The sequence below is a fragment of the Ancylobacter lacus genome (genome assembly GCF_018390635.1).
In the GTDB taxonomy this organism is placed as follows: Bacteria; Pseudomonadota; Alphaproteobacteria; order Rhizobiales; family Xanthobacteraceae; genus Ancylobacter; species Ancylobacter lacus.
Map to the genome: position 1 here is coordinate 12,608 of NZ_JAHBGE010000029.1, position 16,719 is coordinate 29,326.

13 protein-coding genes are annotated in these 16,719 nt (G+C 70.3%); 7 read left to right on the forward strand and 6 right to left on the reverse strand.

Annotated elements, in window-relative coordinates; genetic code table 11:
* The first annotated feature begins 139 nt into the window (after positions 1-139).
* Positions 140-1,435 carry a GGDEF domain-containing protein gene (locus KHC27_RS21995; protein WP_213336148.1) on the forward strand — a complete coding sequence of 432 codons (1,296 nt, stop codon included), beginning with the start codon at positions 140-142 and terminating at the stop codon, positions 1,433-1,435.
* Positions 1,436-1,487: 52 nt separating this feature from the next.
* On the opposite strand, the gene KHC27_RS05790 is transcribed toward KHC27_RS21995, so the two are convergent.
* Positions 1,488-3,527, reverse strand: coding sequence for an NADH:flavin oxidoreductase (locus KHC27_RS05790; protein WP_213336150.1), 2,040 nt, complete (start codon positions 3,525-3,527; stop codon positions 1,488-1,490).
* Between the two features lie 134 nt (positions 3,528-3,661).
* Between KHC27_RS05790 and KHC27_RS05795 the strand changes: the two genes are divergently transcribed.
* The 3 genes from KHC27_RS05795 to KHC27_RS05805 are packed head-to-tail and all read left to right on the forward strand — an operon-like array spanning position 3,662 to position 5,776.
* A complete protein-coding gene (locus KHC27_RS05795; RefSeq protein ID WP_246519683.1) occupies positions 3,662-4,474 on the forward strand; it encodes a pyrroline-5-carboxylate reductase family protein in 813 nt (270 codons plus the stop codon).
* A complete protein-coding gene (locus KHC27_RS05800; protein WP_213336152.1) occupies positions 4,471-5,148 on the forward strand; it encodes a TetR/AcrR family transcriptional regulator in 678 nt (225 codons plus the stop codon). The genes KHC27_RS05795 and KHC27_RS05800 overlap by 4 nt, the downstream gene beginning before the upstream one ends.
* Positions 5,149-5,179: 31 nt before the next feature.
* Positions 5,180-5,776, forward strand: a complete 597-nt coding sequence (locus tag KHC27_RS05805; RefSeq protein WP_213336154.1) for a dimethylsulfonioproprionate lyase family protein — start codon at positions 5,180-5,182, stop codon at positions 5,774-5,776.
* A gap of 31 nt (positions 5,777-5,807) precedes the next feature.
* Here KHC27_RS05805 and KHC27_RS05810 read toward each other — a convergent pair whose 3' ends face one another.
* Complete coding sequence (locus KHC27_RS05810; RefSeq protein ID WP_213336156.1) at positions 5,808-7,091, reverse strand: NAD(P)/FAD-dependent oxidoreductase; 1,284 nt, start codon at positions 7,089-7,091, stop codon at positions 5,808-5,810.
* 224 nt (positions 7,092-7,315) lie between these two features.
* Between KHC27_RS05810 and dctA the strand changes: the two genes are divergently transcribed.
* The 3 genes from dctA (at position 7,316) to KHC27_RS05825 (ending at position 13,145) form a co-directional block, all read left to right on the forward strand.
* Positions 7,316-8,599 carry a C4-dicarboxylate transporter DctA gene (gene dctA / locus KHC27_RS05815; RefSeq protein WP_213336158.1) on the forward strand — a complete coding sequence of 428 codons (1,284 nt, stop codon included), beginning with the start codon at positions 7,316-7,318 and terminating at the stop codon, positions 8,597-8,599.
* 132 nt (positions 8,600-8,731) lie between these two features.
* Positions 8,732-9,973 (forward strand): efflux RND transporter periplasmic adaptor subunit, encoded by a 1,242-nt coding sequence (locus KHC27_RS05820; protein ID WP_213336160.1) that lies wholly within the window; start codon positions 8,732-8,734, stop codon positions 9,971-9,973.
* Positions 9,974-9,998: 25 nt separating this feature from the next.
* Positions 9,999-13,145 (forward strand): efflux RND transporter permease subunit, encoded by a 3,147-nt coding sequence (locus KHC27_RS05825; protein ID WP_213336162.1) that lies wholly within the window; start codon positions 9,999-10,001, stop codon positions 13,143-13,145.
* Positions 13,146-13,187: 42 nt separating this feature from the next.
* Here KHC27_RS05825 and KHC27_RS05830 read toward each other — a convergent pair whose 3' ends face one another.
* From KHC27_RS05830 to KHC27_RS05845, 4 genes are all read right to left on the reverse strand, one after another.
* Positions 13,188-13,517, reverse strand: coding sequence for a hypothetical protein (locus KHC27_RS05830; RefSeq protein WP_213336164.1), 330 nt, complete (start codon positions 13,515-13,517; stop codon positions 13,188-13,190).
* Between the two features lie 174 nt (positions 13,518-13,691).
* Positions 13,692-14,573 carry an ABC transporter permease gene (locus tag KHC27_RS05835; protein ID WP_213336165.1) on the reverse strand — a complete coding sequence of 294 codons (882 nt, stop codon included), beginning with the start codon at positions 14,571-14,573 and terminating at the stop codon, positions 13,692-13,694.
* Positions 14,570-15,580, reverse strand: a complete 1,011-nt coding sequence (locus KHC27_RS05840; protein ID WP_213336167.1) for an ABC transporter permease — start codon at positions 15,578-15,580, stop codon at positions 14,570-14,572. Before KHC27_RS05840 ends, KHC27_RS05835 begins: the two co-directional genes overlap by 4 nt.
* Positions 15,577-16,653 (reverse strand): ABC transporter ATP-binding protein, encoded by a 1,077-nt coding sequence (locus KHC27_RS05845; protein ID WP_213336169.1) that lies wholly within the window; start codon positions 16,651-16,653, stop codon positions 15,577-15,579. Before KHC27_RS05845 ends, KHC27_RS05840 begins: the two co-directional genes overlap by 4 nt.
* Positions 16,654-16,719: the final 66 nt, after the last annotated feature.

Sequence of the window (16,719 nt, forward strand, 5' to 3'; positions counted from 1 at the left end):
AAGGCCGTTACCCGACGTTTGATCAAGGCAAGTGTACCGGCGCCGTAGCTGGGCTAGCCTGTTCGCGCGCCCTGTCGCCGGACAGGCGCTTGCCGGCCGGCGAAGGGGCCGGCGGTCGGTCGCGCATGGTTTGGAGATGGTGGCTTCGCTTTTCGCGCAGGAACCTGCCGGGCTTGACTGGATGACCCTGGTCGCCGTGCCGATGCTGGCGGTGCTGGGGGAGCATGTGGTCGCCATGAACGCGCCCGCCGTGGCCCTGTTCGGCTGCGGCCGCCATCCGCTGCCGATGGAGCTTTCCGCGCTGTTCGGCGCCGCCGCCGGGGCCGTGGCCGCGCTGCTCGGGCCGGCCGCGCCGCCGGCGCCGGCCGCCATCGAGGTGGCGTCAACCGTCGACGGCAAGCCCTGCCGCCTTGCCATCGGCGCGCGTCGCGCCGTTCAAGGCGGGGCGGCACCGCTGTGGCTGCTGACGGTGACGCCGTTGGCCCCGGACCCGCAGGGTGAGCGCGGGGTGGAGGTGGTCGCCGGCCCGCCGGCCGCGAGCGCGGCCGCGCCGACCGACGATCTCGGCCGGCTCATGCCCGCCATTCTCGACCAGCTGCCGGTGGCCCTGCTGATCGAGAATGCCGAGGATGTCGCCGTCTTCGTCAATCGGGGCTTCGTCAACATCTTCCGCTACGCACTGGAGGAGATCGCCAGCCTCGAGGACTGGTGGTTCCGCCTTTACCCCGATCCCGTGGCCCGCGAGGCGGCGCGGCAGCGGTGGTCCGGCCTGATGGCGGCGGCGCCGCCCGGCGACGGCACCATCTCCACCTCCGAATTCCAGATCCGCTGCGGCGACGGCACCGACAAGATGCTGCAGTCGCACAGCTTCCGCATCGGCGGCTATCGCGTGCATTCCTATGTCGACGTGTCCCGGCGGCACCAGATGCTGGTCGATCTGAAGGTGCTCGCCGACACCGATCCGCTGACCGGGGTGCCGAACCGGCGCGCCTTCCTGCGCCATGCCGCCGTACTGATGCAGACGGCGCCGCCGTTCAGCCTGCTGCTGCTGGATGTCGACCACTTCAAGGCGGTGAACGACGAGCTGGGCCACGTCGTCGGCGACCAGGTGCTGGTGGAGATCGCGGCGCGCTGCCGCGCGGTGCTCGGGCCGGGGGATGTGCTGGCGCGGCTGGGCGGGGAGGAGTTCGCGGTGCTGCTGCCGCGGCAGGATGCGGCGCGGGCGCGGGTCGTGGCGGAGCGGCTGCGCCATGCGATGGCGGGGACGCCGATGGGCGAGACGGGTCCCGACCGGCCTGTCACGGTCAGCATCGGCGGGGCCTGCGTGAGCACCGCCGGCGCCTCGATCGACGACGTCCTGCCGCTGGCCGACCACGCGCTTTACGCCGCCAAGCGCGCAGGGCGGAACCGCGTGCGGTTCCACCCCGAGGCGTGAGCCCGCCACGCGGCCGTGCGGCCGGCGCGCGGTGAGGGGCCGATGGCCCGCCCTACAGGTCCTTCACCAGCCGCAGCGCGTCGTAGATGGCGGCGTGGGTGTTGCGGGCCGCCACCGCGTCGCCGATGCGGAAAAGCTGGAACGCCCCTTCCGGGTTGTCCTCACGGGCCTGCGGCCGCCCGTCGATGAGCGCGTCATAGTCCACCGCGCCACGGTTGCGGGAGAGCGGCTTCAGCTCGAAATACAGGTCGTCCAGCGGCCGCGTGCCGTGATTGACCACGATCTGGTCGACGATCCGCTCCCGGCTCACCCCGCCATAGTCCGAGCCGACGATGGCGCGCAGCGCGTTGCCGGCGCGCTCCGCCGCTTCGAGCCGCCAGGTCACGGTGAAGGTGGCGTCGAGCGCCTGCAGCGTGCGCATATAGGGCACCAGGTTCATGCCCATCACCTCCGGCGCGAAGCTGCGGTCGGGGGTCATGATCTCCACCCTGGCGCCGCTGCGGGCGATGATCTCCGCCGCCTGCAGGCCGGCGTGGTCGCCGGCATCGTCGAACACCAGCACGTTGCGGCCGGGCTTCACGTCGCCGGAGAGGATGTCCCAGGCCGACACCACCAGCTCGTTGCCCGCCGCCAGCACCTCGGTGTGGGGCAGGCCGCCGGTGGCGATGATGACGACTTCCGGATTCTCGGCCAGAACGGTGTCCGCCTCGGCCCAGTGGTTGAAGTGCAGGGTGACGCCGGCCGCCTCGCACTGGGCGAGACGCCAGTCGATGAGCCCCAGCATCTCGCGCCGCCGCGGGCTCTGGGCGGTGAGCCGCACCTGCCCGCCGGCCTGCGCGGCGGCCTCGAACACCACCACCTCATGGCCGCGGGCGGCGCCGACCCGTGCCGCTTCCAGCCCGCCGGGGCCGGCGCCGACCACCACCAGCTTGCGCCGTACCGGGGCGGGGGCGATGTCGTGCGGCATGGTGGTCTCGCGCCCGCTGGCGCCGTTGTGGATGCAGTAGGCCGCGCCGCCCTGATAGATGCGGTCGAGGCAGTAATTGGCGCCGACGCAGGGGCGGATGTCCTCTTCCCGTCCGGCCCTGATCTTGCGCACGATGTGCGGGTCGGTGAGGTGGGCGCGGGTCATGCCGATCATGTCGACCTTGCCGGCGGCGATGGCGTGGCGGGCAGTGGCGACGTCGGGCACGCGGGCGGCGTGGAAGGTCGGCCAGCGGGTTTCCGCGCGGATTTCGCCGGCGAAATCGAGATGGGGCGCGCTCGCCATGCCCTGGATCGGGATGACGTCGGTCAGCGCGGGGTCGGTGTCGATGTGGCCGCGGATGATATTGAGGAAGTCGACGAGGCCGCTGGCCTTGAGCCGGCGGGACACCTCCATCCCCTCCTCGCGACCCATGCCGTCCTTCATGTCGCCCTCATCGGCGGTGTAGCGCACGCCGACGATGAAATCCGGCCCGACCCGGTCGCGAATGGCCTGCAGCGTCTCCAGGGTGAAGCGCAGCCGGTTGTCCAGCGAGCCGCCATAGGGGGCGTCGAGGTCATTGGTGGAGGGCGACCAGAACTGCTGGGCGAGGTGGCCATAGGCCTCGATTTCGATGCCGTCGAGCCCGGCCGCCTTCATCCGCTCGGCGGCGTCGGCGAAATCTTTAATGACCCGGGCGATGTCCCAGTCCTCGATCCGCTTGGGAAAGGCGCGGTGGGCCGCCTCGCGGGCGTGGGAGGGGGCGATGACCGGCAGCCAGTCGCCCTTGTCCCAGCGGGTGCGGCGGCCGAGATGGGTGATCTGGATCATCACCGCGGTGCCCTGCTCGTGGCAGGCGTCGGCGAGATCGCGCATCCACGGCACCACCTCGTCCTTGTAGACCAGCAGGTTGCCGAAGGCGGGCGGGCTGTCCTTCGATACCGAGGCGGAGCCCGCCGTCATGGTGAGGGCGATGCCGCCCTTCGCCCGCTCGAGGTGATAGGCGCGGTAGCGCTCCTTGGGCAGGCCGTCCTCGGCATAGGCCGGCTCATGCGAGGTGATCATGATCCGGTTGCGGAGCGTCAGGTGCTTGAGCTGGAACGGCTGGAGCAGCGGATCGGTGGTCATGGGAGCCCTGTGCGCGGGTGCAGTCTGGAAAAGCTTAAACCTCCGTACACCACTGTCAACGACGGCGACATTGTCGTACATTTCTTCCCAAGGGCGGGGCGTGCTCCGTCTGCCGGGAATGGGGAGACGGGTGCATGGCAGCGCAATCGCCGCGTATCGGCATCATCGGTGGCAGCGGCTGGCTCGGCTCGGCCTTCGCCCGCGCCTTTCTCGACACCGGCCTCGTGGCACCGTCCGCGCTGGTGCTGTCGAGCCGGGCGGGGACGGGCGCGGTGGCGGAGGCGGTGTGGACCCGCGACAACCGGGAGCTGGTCGCGCGCAGCGAGGTGGTGCTGCTCTCGGTGCGGCCCGAGCAGTTCGCCGAGGTGGAGATCGCCGCGCCCGAGGCGCTGGTCGTCTCGCTGATGGCGGGGGTGGGGATCGAGACCATCCGCCGCCGCACCGGCGCCCGGCGCATCGTGCGCACCATGCCGAATGCGGCGGCGACGATTCGCGCCTCCTACACGCCGTGGTTCGCCACCGCCGAGGTCGGCGCCGGTGAACGGGCGCTGGTGCAGCGCCTTCTGGAGAGCTGCGGCACCGCCGACGCCGTCGGCTCCGAGGCGGAGATCGACTATTTCAGCGGCCTCACCGGCTCCGGCCCGGCCTTTCCCGCGCTTCTCGCGCAGGCGCTGATCGCCCATGCCGTGGCGCGCGGCCTGCCGGCGGCGACGGCGCGGCGGGCGGCGCTCGGTGTCGTGGCCGGGGCGAGCCGGCTGCTGGCGGCCGAGGGGGCCGAGCCCGGCGCGATCCTCGACGCGCTGATCGGCTATCGCGGCACCACGGCGGCGGCGCTGGAGACGATGCGCGCCGCCGGCTTCGACCGTGCCGTGGCGGCCGGGCTGGAGGCGGCGGAGGCCCGCGCCCTCGCCATGGCCGCGGCCAGCGCCGGGCCGGGCCAGCCATGACCGGCGTTTCCGACCCCGCTTCCCCCGCCGTGCCGGCGGAGGGACCCGCCGCCACCGGCTGGCGCGGTTCGCCGGAGCTTTGGCTGGAGGCGGCCTATGCCAGCCTTGTCGAGGGCGGCGTCGGGGCGGTGCGCATCCAGACGCTGGCCGCGCGGCTGAAGCTCGCCCGCACCAGCTTCTACTGGTTCTTCCGCGACCGCGAGGAACTGCTCGCGGCGCTGGTGGACCGCTGGCGGGCCAAGAACACCGGCAATCTCGTCGCCCGCACGCAGGCCTATGCCGAGACCATCGTCGAGGCGACGCTGAACGTGTTCGACTGCTGGCTGGACGAGGCCCTGTTCGATTCCCAGTTCGAATTCGCGATCCGAAGCTGGGCGCTGCAATCGGCCGAGATCGCCGAAGAGGTGACGCGGGCGGACGAAGCGCGCCTTGCCGCGCTCACCGCGCTGTATGTGCGCTTCGGCTACGATCCGCTGACGGCGGATGTGCGGGCGCGCGCCGCCTATCTCGTGCAGATCGGCTATATCTCGATGAAATCGCGGGAGGACCTCGCGACCCGCATGCGCCGCATCCCCGATTACGTCACGATCTTCACCGGTCGCTCGCCGGAGCCGCGCGAGCTCGACCGGTTCTTCGCCCGCCATGGCTTCGTCCCCGGCCCCGGTGCCGGGTGAGCCACCGCCACATCTTCCTCAGGAGCGTCCGATGAGCCCCCGCAGCGATACCTTGCAGGCCTTTCTCGACATCGCGCTGGCGGCCTTCGCCGGCCATGCCACCGTGGCGGAGTCCCGGCGCTGTCTTGCCGGCATCGAGGCCGCGCTCGCGACCCCCGGTTCGCGGGGCGGGGCCGGCGGCGGCCGGCTGCCGGTCTGTGCGCATCTGGAGCCCGCGCTCGCCGTGGCCGAGGCCGATCCGCGCTTTGCCCCCCTGGTCGCGCGCTTCCGCGCGCTGGAGCCCGCGCTCGACTGGCGCCGCCGCGCCTCCCATGACGGCACCGCCAGCGCCAATTTCGTCGACGGCCACGCCAATGCGCTGATCGTCGGGCCCGGCGGGCTGGAGGACCGCGCCGATGTCTGGCTCGGCGCCTCGCTGCTGGCGCCGCAGGTGCGCTATCCCGACCACGACCACGCCCCGGAAGAGGTCTATCTCGTGCTGTCGGAAGGGGAGTTCAGCCAGGGCGGGGGTGCGTGGTTCACCCCCGGCATCGGCGGTTCGTTCTACAATGTCCCCTCCATCCGCCACGCCATGCGGGCGGGGGCAACGCCGCTGCTGGCGTTCTGGGCGCTGAAGGCGGCGAGCTGAGGGGCGGCCGGCGGGGGGCGGACCGCCGGCCTCAGAACCGCTCGCCGACCAGATGGGCGGCCTGCGCGCCGGCCTCGTAATAGGCCGCCTTCACCGTGCGCAGGGCCTGCGCCCTCGGCTCGGTGACCGGCAGCGGCAGGTCCTCGGCGGCGAGGTCGCCGGCGATATGGGCGGCGAGCGTGCGCCCGAAGGCGGTGCCGGGGGCGATGCCGCGGCCATTATAGCCGGAGAAGCCCACCACCTTCTCGGCGAAGCGGTGGAAGCGGGGCACCGCGTCGGTGGTCATGCCGATCCGCCCGAACCAGGCGTGCTCGAAGGCGACCCGGCCGAGCTGGGGGAAGATGCGGCGGAGCGAGCGCCGCGCCCACGCCTCGTGGACGGTGTGGCCGGTGTTGCGCAGGGCGCCGACGCTGCCGAACACCAGCCGCCCGGCGCGGTCCAGCCGGAACGAGGACAGGATTTCCCGGGTGTCCCAGCAGCCCTCGCGGCCGGGCAGGATGCCGCGCAGCAGCTCCGCCGGCAGCGGCGGGGTCGCGAGGTTGAAATAGGGCAGGAACACCTGCTCGTCCCGCACGATCTCCCACGGGCCGGTGGAATAGGCGTCGGTCGCCACCGCGATCCAGTCGGCGCTCACCGAGCCGCCGGCGGTCGAGACCTTCCACCCCGTTCCCTCCCGCGCGGTGGCCAGCGCGGGGCTGCGGGTGAACACCGATGCGCCGGCGCCAATCGCCGCCCGCGCCAGCCCGCGGACATAGGCGAGCGGCTGCAGCGTGCCGGCCCGGGGATCGAACAGCGACCCCGCATAGGCCGTGCTGCCGACCCGCCGGGCGGTCTCCTCATCCGTCAGCAGCTCCACCGGGGCGCCGCGCGCGCGCCACTGCCGGTGCCGCTCCCGCAGTTCGGCGAGCCCCTCCTCGCCCACGGCCAGATGCAGCGTGCCGTTGCGTTCAAGCTCGCAGGGGATGCCGTGGCGGTCGATGAGCGCGCGCACCAGCGTCGGCGCATCACCCAGAAGCTGGAGCGCCCGCTCGCCATGAACCGCGCCGAGCACGCCGGGAATGTCGTCCGGCATCACCCACATGCCGCCATTGATGAGGCCGACATTGCGGCCGGCGCCGCCGAAGCCGATCTCCTCCGCCTCCAGCAGCGCCACCCGGATGCCGCGTTCGGCGAGGTGGAGCGCGGTGGAGAAGCCGGTGAAGCCGCCGCCCACCACCACGACATCGGCATGAATCGGGCGGTCGAGGGTGGAGGTCGCCGGGGCTTCCGGCGCCGAGGCCTCCCAGAGTCCGTGGCTGCGGGGATCGTTGCGCATGAGGGGTCGTCCGGTCTGACAAGGGCGGTCGCCACCAGCAATAGCCCCCTCGCTCGGTCTCGAACATGGGCAATTCGGCCAGCCCCGCCGCCGACCTTCCCGCGACCTCCGCCGGCGACTGGCGGCACGTGGATGCGGCGCCCTGTTCCGGCCCGGAACGGATGGCGCGCGTCACCTCCGGGCGGTATCAAGGTCGGGCGGGGTAAGGGCGGGGGCGGAACACCATGCGACAGCCGATCTACAGGGTGCTGTACGTGCAGGTGCTGGTGGCGGTGGTGGCGGGGCTCGCGCTGGGCGCGCTGTTCCCCCATGCCGGCGAAGCGATGAAGCCGCTCGGCGACGGCTTCGTCAAGCTGGTGAAGATGATCATCGCGCCGGTGGTGTTCTGCACCGTCGTGATCGGGGTCGCGGCGATGGGCGACCTCAAGCGGGTCGGCCGGGTCGGCGGCAAGGCGCTGCTCTATTTCGAGGCGGTCTCCACCCTGGCGCTGGCGCTGGGTCTGCTGGTGGGGCGCACGCTGCGGCCGGGCGAGGGCTTCAACATCGACCCTGCCACGCTGGACGCGAAGGCGGTGAGCGGCTTCGCCAGCCAGACATCGCATACCTCGCTCGTCGACATCGCGCTGCACGCCATTCCCGAGACGCTGGTCAGCGCCCTGACCAGCGGCGAGGTGCTGCAGGTGTTGCTGGTGGCGGTGCTGGCGGGCTTCGCCCTCAGCCATCTCGGCGAGGAGGGGGAGCCGATCCTGCGGGCGCTGCGGCAGGCCGAGCGGCTGGTGTTCGGCATCGTCGCCATCGTGATGCGGGCGGCGCCGGTGGGCGCGTTCGGCGCGATGGCCTTCACCATCGGCGCCTACGGGCTGAAGTCGATCGGCAATCTGGCGGAGCTGATCGCCGCCTTCTACCTCACCGCCGTGCTTTTCGTGTGCCTGGTGCTCGGCGTCATCGCCCGGCTGGTGGGCTTCAACATCTTCAAGCTGCTGCGCTATCTGCGCGAGGAGCTGGTGATCGTGCTCGGCACCGCCAGCTCGGAGAGCGCGCTGCCGGCGCTGATGCGCAAGCTGGAGGCGGCGGGGGCGCCGCGCACGGTGGTGGGGCTGGTGGTGCCGACCGGCTATTCGTTCAATCTCGACGGCACCAACATCTACATGACGCTGGCGACCCTCTTCATCGCCCAGGCCACCAACACCCCGCTGACGCTCGGCCATGAGCTGATGATCCTCGGCGTGGCGATGCTCACCTCGAAGGGGGCCGGCGCGGTGGCGGGCGGCGGCTTCATCACGCTGGCGGCCACGCTCCAGATCGTGCCGGAGATTCCGCTCGCCGGCATCGCGCTGCTGCTGGGCATCGACCGCTTCATGGCCGAGTGCCGCTCCCTCACCAATTTCGTCGGCAACGCGGTGGCGACGCTGGTGATCGCGCGGTGGGAAGGCCAGCTCGATCTGGAGCGGCTGCGCCATGTGCTCGACCATCCCGATGCCGTGCCGGCGCCGGCGGGGCACGGCTGACGGCTCCCCGCCCCCTCCCGCGACGATCACGCGCCGCCCGGACGCTGGCGTACGGTAGGGATATGCTCTACCAGTGGCACCATGGTAGCAGCTCGCGTTGCGGGACCGCGCTGCTGGCCGTGGGGGAAGTCGATGATGTGCTTGGGGTGCCGGACTCTGCGGCGGGATGACCTTGTGCGGCTGTTCATGGGCGGGGTGGTGGCCTTCGCCCTCGCCGGGTGCAACGACAAGAACAGCTATGCCGAGCCCCCGCCGGCCAAGATCACGGTGGCTCCGCCCACCGTCGCGGCGGTCACGCTCTATGCCGAATTCACCGGCAATACCGCGCCCTTCTCGGTGGTCGACCTCGAAGCCCGGGTGCAGGGCTATCTCACCGCCATCGGCTATCGCGACGGCGCGGTGGTGAAGAAGGACAGCGTCCTCTTCGAGATCGAGAAGGCGCAGTATGAGGGGCAGGTGGAGCAGAAGAAGGCCCAGCTCCAGATCGCCCGCGCCACACAGGCCAATGCCAAGCGCGAATATGACCGGCAGGCCGAGCTCGGCACCCGGCAGGTCGCCAGCCAGCGCACCGTCGACGACGCCCAGACCGCGCTCGACACCGCCAATGGCGAGGTCGCCTCGGCCGAGGCCGGCCTGATGCTGGCGCAGACCTCCTATGGCTACACCACCGTCAAGGCGCCCTTCGCTGGCGTGGTGACCCGCCATCTCGTCGATGTCGGCGCGCTGGTCGGCTCCTCCGGCCCGACCAAGCTCGCCACCATTCTCCAGGTCGACCCGATCCTGGTCTATTTCAACATGTCGGAGCAGCAGCAGATCGACATGCGCGACGCGCTGGCGGCCGCCGGCAAGACGCTGCGCGACATGCGCGAGAACCCGGCGGACATCCCGGTCGAGGCCGCGCTCGCCCAGGACAAGACGTTCACCTATTCCGGCCGCATCGACTACATCGCCCCCCAGCTCGACGCCGCCACCGGCACGCTGCAGATGCGGGCGGAACTGCCGAACACCGATGTGCGGCTGGTGCCCGGCCAGTTCGTCCGGGTCCGGGTGGCGATCGGCAAGATCGACGGGGCGCTTCTGGTGAACGACACCGCGATTCTGTCCAACCAGACCGGCAGCTATGCGATGGTGGTCGGCGCCGACAATGTGGTCGAGCAGCGGCAGGTCACGACCGGCGCGGTGGTGGGGCCGCTGCGGGTCATCAGCAGCGGCCTGAAGGCGACCGACAAGGTGGCGATCGGCTCGATCCAGCGCGCGGTGGCCGGCAGCACGGTGGCGCCGGTCGACGGGGCGATGGAGGCGATGCCGACCACGCCCAAGCCGGCCCCCGCCGCCGCCGCTCCGGCGAGCGGCAGCACGACGAGCGCTCCCTGACCCTCCGGCAAAGCGAAGGCGTGCCATGTTCTCGCGCTTCTTCATCGAACGGCCGGTGCTGTCCAACACGCTGGCCTTCCTCATCGTCCTCATCGGCGCGCTCTCGCTGACGAGCCTTCCGATCGCGCAATATCCCGATGTGGTGCCGCCCACCGTCTCGGTGACGGCGACCTACCCCGGCGCCAGCGCCCGCACCGTGATGGACACCGTCGCGCTGCCGATCGAGCAGGAGGTGAACGGCGTCGAGGGCATGATCTACATGCAGTCGACCAGCGCCAGCGACGGCACCTACAGCCTCGTCGTCACCTTCCAGATCGGCACCGATCCCGACATGGCGCAGGTTCTGGTGCAGAACCGGGTGTCGCTGGCGGAGGCGCAGCTTCCCGCCGCGGTCTCGACCCAGGGACTGACGGTCAAGAAGAAATCGACCTCGATCCTGCAGTTCGTGAACCTGTATTCCTCGGACGGCCGCTACGACAACCTGTTCCTCGCCAATTACGCCAAGATCAACATCGAGAACGAACTGGCCCGGCTCGACGGCGTCGGCGACGTCACCGTGCTCGGCGCCGGTTCCTATGCCATGCGGATCTGGCTGGATCCCGACCGGCTGCAGAGCTACGGCCTCACCCCGAGCGACGTCAGCACCGCCATCCAGCAGCAGAGCACCGAGGTCACCGCCGGCCTCGTCGGCGCGCCGCCGACGCCGGACTGGGTGAACTTCCAGTATGTGCTGAACGTCACCGGCCGCTTCTCCAAGACCGCCGAATTCGAGAACATCGTGGTGAAGTCGGCCCAGGGCGGCGGCGGCAAGCTGGTGCGCATCGCCGATATCGGCCGGGTGGAGCTGGGCGCCGCCACCTATGGCCACACCGCGACGCTGGACGGCAAGCCGTCCGCCGCCATCGCCATCTCGCTGCTGACGGGAGCCAACGCCCTCTCCGTGGCCGAGTCGGTCAACGCCAAGATGGCGCAACTCGCCAGGACCTTCCCGAAGGGGCTGGACTACAAGGTCTCGTTCGACAGCACCAAGTTCATCACCGCCTCGATCGACGAGGTGTACGAGACGCTCGCCATCGCCGCGGGGCTGGTGCTGGTGGTCATCCTGCTGTTCCTGCAGGACTGGCGGGCCATGCTGGTGCCCGCAACCACCGTGCCGGTCACCATCATCGGCGCCTTCGCCGCGATGGCGCTGCTCGGCTACAGCGTGAACACGACCAGCCTGTTCGCCCTGGTTCTGGCGATCGGCATCGTGGTCGACGACGCCATCGTCATCGTCGAGGGCGTCTCCCGCCACATGGAGGCGGGCATGTCGAGCCGCGAGGCGGCGGTGAAGGCGATGTCGGAGCTGTTCGGCCCGGTCATCGGCATCACGCTGGTGCTGATGGCGGTGTTCCTGCCGGCGGCCACGCTGGCCGGGCTCACCGGCAAGATGTATCAGCAGTTCGCCCTCGTCATCGCCGCCACGGCGATCCTTTCGGCCATCAACGCGGTGACGCTGAAGCCGACCCAATGCGCGCTCTGGCTGCGCCCGCAGACCCCGCCGGAAAAGCGCAACCTCGTCTATCGCGGCTTCAACGCGGTGTATGGCGTCTGCGAGGCGGGCTATGCCGCGCTGGTGCGCCGGCTGGTGGCACATGCGGTGCTGACCTCGCTGGTCGGGCTCGCCTTGATCGGCGTCGCCTTCTACGGCCTGTCGCGGGTGCCGAGCGGCTTCCTGCCGGACGAGGATCAGGGCTACTTCGTGGTCAGCCTGAAGCTGCCCGACGGCGCCTCCGCCCAGCGCTCCACCGCCGCCGTCGCGCGGGCGGTGGAACTGGTCGAGAAGGTCGACGGTGTCGAGAGCGTCATCGGCGTGTCCGGCATTTCGCCGCTCGACAACAACGCCACGCTCTACAATGCCGGCATGCTCTATGTCGTGCTGAAGGACTGGGACGCCCGCAAGACGGCGGCGCTGTCGATCGGCAGCATCACCGCCGAGGTCCGGGCGCAGCTCGAGACCCTCGACACCGCGGTGGCGCAGATCCTGCTGCCGCCGGCGATCCAGGGCGTGGGCACCAGCAGCGGCTTCACCATGATGGTGGAGATGCAGGACGGCAGCTCGGACTTCTCCGCCCTGCAGGGCGCCACCGACCAGCTCGCGCTCAATGCCGCCCGCCAGACCAGCCTTTCCCATGTCGCCTCCACCTTCGACGGCAACGCTAAGCAGCTCAGGCTGGTGGTGGACCGGGTGAAGGCGGAGAGCCTCGGCGTCACCGTCGGCCAGGTGTTCACCGCGCTGGAGGCCTATGTCGGCTCCAGCTACGTGAACCAGTTCACCCGCTTCAACAACGTGTTCCAGGTCTATGTGCAGGCCGATGCCGGCTTCCGGCTGCAGCCGGCCGACGTGCTCCAGCTCAAGGTGAAGGGCACCGATGGCCAGATGGTGCCGCTCGGCTCGGTGGCGCGCATCACCGACGAGGTAGGCCCGCCGCTCATCACGCTCTACAACCTCTATCCCGCGGCCTCGGTGGTCGGCAGCCCCGCCACCGGCTTCAGCTCCGGCGATGCGATGACGCTGATGCAGGAGGTCGCCGCCAAATCGCTGCCGGCGACGATGGGCACGGCCTGGACCGGCATGTCCTACCAGCAGCAGGTGGTGGGCAACCAGATCTACTACGTCTTCGCCATCGCGCTGGTGCTGGTCTATTTCGTACTGTCCGGCCAGTATGAGAGCTGGGTGCAGCCGCTCGCGGTCATTCTCGCGGTGCCGCTGACGCTGCTCGGCACGGTCGCGGCGCTGGAGTTCTCCGGCCTCTCCAACGACCTCTACACCCAGATCGGCATCGTGCTGCTGATCGCGCTGGCGGCCAAGAACGCCATCCTCATCGTGGAATATGCCCGGGAGAAGCGGGCGGAGGGCATGAGCCCGGCGGAAGCCGCGGTGGAGGCGGCGCGGCTGCGCTTCCGCCCGATCCTGATGACGTCCTTCGCCTTCATCTTCGGCATGCTGCCGCTGGTGTTCGCGAGCGGCGCCGGGGCCGGCGCGCGGGTGTCGCTCGGCGTCGCGGTGGTCAGCGGCATGCTGGCCTCCACCGGGCTGGCGGTGCTGTTCGTGCCGGCCTTCTTCACCGTCCTGGAACGGCTGCGCCCGCAGCCCCGCGCCCACCACGCGCCGGCGGCCGACGCGCGCTGACGGCCGGTTCGGGGCGAAGCCCGCGCCCCCGCCGGGCGGTGGTCAGCGGCGGGTGCGGATGCGGGCGAGGGCGAGACGCCCCACTCCCCGCCGAAGCCCGCCGCCGGAGGTCGCTTCCTCCTGGCCGAGCAGCATCACCGCGAAACCCATCTGCGCGCTGGCGAAGGTGAGGCCGAGCGCGAAGGTGAGCGCTCCCCCGCCGACATAGCCGAGCGAGGTCTCGCGGACCAGCGTGCCGAGCCGCGCCACATCCAGCACGAGAAGCGCCGCGACGAAGCCGATGCCCAGGGCGAAGCCGATCGCAGCATGGCCGAGCAGGAAGGTCGCGAGCCGGGGCAGGGACCGGCTACGAGCGGGGAGCCTGTGCGTCACGGGTCTGGACGTCATGAAACGGCGCATCGTCGCCTCCGGTGGTCCGGGGAAGCCGGCCGGAAGTTGCCGGCCACCCCTAGGGCAACCCTAGCTCTCTTTCCCGACCGGCGGAACCTCGGCTTGAACCCGTGGCGGGGCAGCCTGTTCCATTATGGAGGCAATGTGGTCTGCGGCTCAGGCGGCGGCGGGCTCACCGCCGAGTTCGGCCTCCTCCGCCTGGGAGGCGGCGCGCTGCCGGGCGCGCTGGCGGGCGTCGTCGCGCCGCTTCAGCACCTCGTAGACGATCGCACCCAGCACCGTGACCGCCACGATGATCACCGCCAGCGCGCTGATCGCCGGGGTGGTGCCCTGCCGCACCCGCCCGGCGAGGACGGTGGTCAATGTCTTGTCGGCCAGGATGGAGAAGGTGGTGGTGTTGTAGTTCTCGAAGGAGGAGAGGAAGGCCAGCACCCCCGCCGAGAACAGCGCCGGCTTCAGGAAGGGCAGCAGGATGTGGCGGAACACCTGGGGATAGGAGGCGCCGAGATCCAGCGCGGCCTCCTGCTGCGCCCGGTCGAAGCGCTGCAGCCGGGCGAGGATGATGAGCATGCAATAGGCGGAGATGAAGCTGGACTGGCCCAGCACCGTCATCACCACGCCGTCATACATGAAGCGCAGCCCGCTCATGGTGGTGAATTCGCGCCAGAACACCACGGTCGAGATGCCGATGATGACGCCGGGCGTCAGCACCGGGGAGACCACGACGAGATAATAGGTCGCCCGCGCCCGCGCCGGAATCTGCGTCATCACGATGGCGCCGGCCAGCCCGATCGGCACCGAGATCAGCACCACCAGCACGCCGATCCACAGGCTCATCTGCAGGCCGTACATCATGTCCTGGTCGGCCAGCAGCTTGCCGAACCATTCCAGCGTGAAGCCCTCGAACGGCCAGACCTGCGGGTATGACGGCGTGTTGAAGGCGGAGACGCCCATCACCGCCAGCGGGCCCAGCAGATAGACGAAGAACAGCGCGAGATAGACCGCGAGGGCCAGCCGCTGCACCCACCCCGCCTTCATCGGGTGATCTCCCCGAGGCTGAGGCGGAACAGCCGGAGCACCGCCAGCACGAAGACGATGCAGGTGAGCAGCAGGATCAGCGCATAGGCGGCGCCCTGCGGCCAGTTGAACGCCTGATAGAACCGGTCATACACGATGGGGGTGAACCACAGCGTGCGCGGCCCGCCCAACACCAGCGGCGCCGCCAGCGCGCCGGCGCACAGCATGAACACCAGCGTGCAGCCCGAGGCGATGCCGGGCTTGGCGTGCGGCATCACCACGAAGGCGTGGATGTGCCACCAGGGCGCGCCGAGGTCCCGCGCCGCCTCGATCTGGTTCTTGTCGAGGCTTTCGATCGCGTTGTAGAGCGGGAAGATCATCATCAGCAGATAGGCGTAGCTGAGGCCCATATAGAGCCCGACATCGGCGGCGAGGAAGTCGATCGGCTCCGAGGTCAGGCCGCTGCCCAGCAGCAGCTTGTTCACCACCCCGCCCGAGGACAGCAGGACCCGGAAGGCGAAGGCCCGCAGGATCTCGTTCACCCAGTAGGGAATGATGAGCAGCAGCAGCAGCACCCGCAGCCGGGCCACCGGCGCGGACTGCGCCATGTGGAAGGCCAGCGGGTAGGAAATGGCGAAGTTCAGCAGCGTGACGAGGATGCTGACCCCGATGGTCAGGAAGAAGGCCTTGATGTGCAGGATGTTCCAGCTCGCGGTCGAGGTGGTCGAGCCGAACAGGAAATAGCGGTAGTTCTCCAGCGTGAAGACGTCCTTCGGCCCGCCCATCTGCGAGGGCGGCAGCTTCGGGCGGAACGACATGTCCACCATGGCGAGCTGCGGCAGCACGATGATGAAGAACGCCCAGAACCCTACCGCCAGCGCGAGATAAAGCCCGACGGCGACGCCGTTGCGCTGGAAGAAGCCGGGGCCGGCGGCCGGGCTGTGCCGGCGTTCCAGCGCCCCGAGCACGACGAGCAGCACCGCCGCGACCAGCGGCAGCCCGATGATGAGGGGAAGCCCGCCGCTCATGCGTCTGCCGCCTTCGCCAGCACCAGCCCGTCCCGCGGCTCGAAGCCGACCTGCAGCGTGTCGCCCGGCTGCGGCAGCGCGTCGGCCGCGCCGCCGCCCAGCGTGACGGTGAGCTTCTGCCCCGTGCGCACCCGCATGGAGATGTGGGTGACGCTGCCTTCATAGGCGACGTCGAGCGCCTCGCCCTCGAACAGCGCGCCCGCGCCGGCGCCGATCCGCAGCGCCTCCGGGCGGACGAAGAGCAGCGCGTCCTGCCCGGCGGCGAGGCCCACCGGATTGCGCCCGCGCAGCGTGCCGATCGGCGTGTCCAGCACCGCCTCGCCATTGGCCACGGAGGTGATGCGGCCGCGTATGCCGTTGTTCTCGCCGACGAAGGAGGCGACGAAGGGGGTGCGCGGCTCGGCATAGACCGCGCGGCCGTTGCCGACCTGCTCGATGACCCCGGCATTCATCACCGCGATCCGGTCGGACATAGTCAGGGCCTCGCCCTGGTCGTGGGTGATGTAGATGAAAGTGATGCCGACCCGCTTCTGGATGGCCCGCAGCTCCGCCCGCATGTGCTGGCGCAGCTTCAGGTCGAGCGCGGAGAGCGGCTCGTCGAGCAGCAGCACCGAGGGTTCCACCGCCAGCGCCCGGGCGATGGCGACGCGCTGCTTCTGGCCGCCGGACAGTTCGCTCACCTGCTTGTGGCCGTGCTCGGCCAGCGCCACCTGGATGAGCAGGTTCTTCACCTTCTCGTCGCGCTCGTGGCGCGGCACGCCGCGCACCCTGAGGCCATAGCCGATGTTCTCGGCGACGCTCATCATCGGGAACAGGGCCAGGTTCTGGAAGATCAGCGCGGTCGGCCGCCGGTTGGGGCCGATGCCCTTCATGTCCTTGCCGCCGATCCGCACGCTGCCGCGTGTGGGCTCGATGAAGCCGGAGATGGTGCGCAGCAGGGTGGTCTTGCCGCAGCCGGAGGGCCCGAGGAAGCTGAAGAACTCTCCGGGCTCGATCACGAGGTTGGCGTCCCGGACCGCGACGAAATCGCCGAAGGTCACGTTCACGCCATCGAGCTCAACGGCCGCCGCCATGGGGTCTCCGGGGTATCAGCAGGAAGGAAAGACGAGCCCCGCCGCGTCGCGGCGGGGCGGAACGGC

Coding starts and splice junctions, on each gene's coding strand:
- KHC27_RS05820 (WP_213336160.1), top strand. CDS start 8,732: ATGATGTGCTTGGGGTGCCGGACTCTGCGGCGGGATGACCTTGTGCGG.
- KHC27_RS05800 (WP_213336152.1), top strand. CDS start 4,471: ATGACCGGCGTTTCCGACCCCGCTTCCCCCGCCGTGCCGGCGGAGGGA.
- KHC27_RS05790 (WP_213336150.1), bottom strand. CDS start 3,527: ATGACCACCGATCCGCTGCTCCAGCCGTTCCAGCTCAAGCACCTGACG.
- KHC27_RS05835 (WP_213336165.1), bottom strand. CDS start 14,573: ATGAAGGCGGGGTGGGTGCAGCGGCTGGCCCTCGCGGTCTATCTCGCG.
- KHC27_RS05840 (WP_213336167.1), bottom strand. CDS start 15,580: ATGAGCGGCGGGCTTCCCCTCATCATCGGGCTGCCGCTGGTCGCGGCG.
- KHC27_RS05825 (WP_213336162.1), top strand. CDS start 9,999: ATGTTCTCGCGCTTCTTCATCGAACGGCCGGTGCTGTCCAACACGCTG.
- dctA (WP_213336158.1), top strand. CDS start 7,316: ATGCGACAGCCGATCTACAGGGTGCTGTACGTGCAGGTGCTGGTGGCG.
- KHC27_RS05810 (WP_213336156.1), bottom strand. CDS start 7,091: ATGCGCAACGATCCCCGCAGCCACGGACTCTGGGAGGCCTCGGCGCCG.
- KHC27_RS05795 (WP_246519683.1), top strand. CDS start 3,662: ATGGCAGCGCAATCGCCGCGTATCGGCATCATCGGTGGCAGCGGCTGG.
- KHC27_RS05805 (WP_213336154.1), top strand. CDS start 5,180: ATGAGCCCCCGCAGCGATACCTTGCAGGCCTTTCTCGACATCGCGCTG.
- KHC27_RS05845 (WP_213336169.1), bottom strand. CDS start 16,653: ATGGCGGCGGCCGTTGAGCTCGATGGCGTGAACGTGACCTTCGGCGAT.